The organism is Syntrophorhabdus sp., assembly GCA_012719415.1.
Taxonomy (GTDB): Bacteria; Desulfobacterota; Syntrophorhabdia; order Syntrophorhabdales; family Syntrophorhabdaceae; genus Delta-02.
In genome coordinates this window covers 1-1601 of the sequence record JAAYAK010000055.1, presented here as the reverse complement: position 1 = coordinate 1601, position 1601 = coordinate 1, and the positions used below count along the sequence as shown (strand labels likewise).

At 56.3% G+C, this 1601-nt stretch carries 1 protein-coding gene; it reads right to left on the bottom strand.

What is annotated here, in order from left to right:
* Window positions 1-66: 66 nt before the first annotated feature.
* Window positions 67-1601: ABC transporter ATP-binding protein (locus tag GXX82_03535; protein NLT22097.1), on the bottom strand; the 1535-nt coding region annotated here is incomplete at its 5' end.

Here is a 1601-nt window from a genome sequence, read left to right as displayed (position 1 = left end):
GCTTTTTGATGGCCCGAGCAACCGGGTGAGAGACTCTTTGATGCGCAGGGAGGTGTGAAAAATTCCTCACCCCCCTGCTGGGGAAAAATCTTTGCAACTTAGAGGATTTCCCTCTTGCAAAATACAGGCGATACGGGCGGCATGGTGGACATGTTCTGAATCTATTTCGTCATCGGGGATGCCGAAGGCAATATTTCGGGCGACGGTGTCATCGCTCAGATAGATATCCTGAGGGACATAGCCGATCTTGCGGCGCCAGGCACGGATGTTGGCAACAGTCACAGGGGTGTCGTCAATGAGCATCCTCCCCTCACGGGGGATATGCAGCCCGAGGATGATGTCCACAAGCGTCGTTTTGCCTGAGCCGGTGGAGCCCACCAGGCCTACTGCGCTCTCCCTGGGAATTTCGAGGTCGAGCCCGTCGATTATGTTTCGCTCGCCGTCGGGGTAACGGAAGCAGATCTTGTCCAGCAGGATGCGGCGGCGGAAGTGAAGTTCATCTTCTTCGCCTCCTTCCCGAGGCAAAAGATTGGACTGTTCGTCGGAGACCAGGTCCTGGTAGAGCCTGTCCAGAACGGCCTTGTTGTAGTAAATCTGGGTGACCGAGGAGTAGATCACCTGGAGTGCGGGTATGAGGCGTTTGCCGGCGAAGGCGTAGAGGCTGACCAGGGGGATAACGGAGGCCACTTCCCCCCCGCGGACGAGCGCGAAGACGATGAAGAGAATGAGCCCCCCGAAGACGATGCTCTCCATAAGGTACGATGGCAGCTGGCCGGCTACTCTTGCGAAGACGTTGAGTCGTGCGAACTTCAGCGAGTTTTCCGCGTACCGGTCCAGAAAGTAGGGCTCTGCACCAAGTATTCTGCTGATCTTGATGCTTGCGAGGGCTTCACTGGCTGCGCGGAACCGTTTTTTGTTCGCCTCCATCCGCTCTGTACCCATTTGCTTGAGTCTGACCTTGAGGTAGATGTTCAGCGTGCCGTAGACCGTCCCCAGGAATCCGAGTGTACCGAGGGTGACTGCCGGGTTTACGGAGAAGAGCATGATGACGATGACAACGAGTACCAGCAGATTGATCATCGCCTCGAAAAGTGGCAGGAGGAAGGTCGTCGTCAGCTGGTTGACCTCCGACAGGACGTTCTTGCCGAGGTCGCTCGTGTTGTTGGTCAGGAAGAAGGCGTAGGGCCTGGAAAGGTAGACGGCCAGCAACCGGTTGGAGAGGGTGTAGTTCCTGTTGAGGACGAACCGGGTTTTTGCCCACATGGTTATGGCCGTGACGGTATTTGAGAGGATGACGAGAACGACGACGGCGATCCCCAGCGCTATCATAAAGTCGGCAGGGTTTGCAAAGGAGAATCTGTGGTACACATATGCGAGCCACTTGTTCTGTTGGATGGAGGCCGGGTCCATGACGACGTTGATGAATGGAAATATGGAGAATACACCCGCCGTCTGGGCAAGGGCTGTGAGAAGCCCGGCGAAAAAGATCAGCAGGGCCTGCATTCGTTCCTGCGGGGTGAAGATTTCATAGAGCTTGCGCAGGGATGACTTCTCCCCGGAAGATCGGGTTTTGGCGGCTGCCGGTTTTGATTCGATGCCGC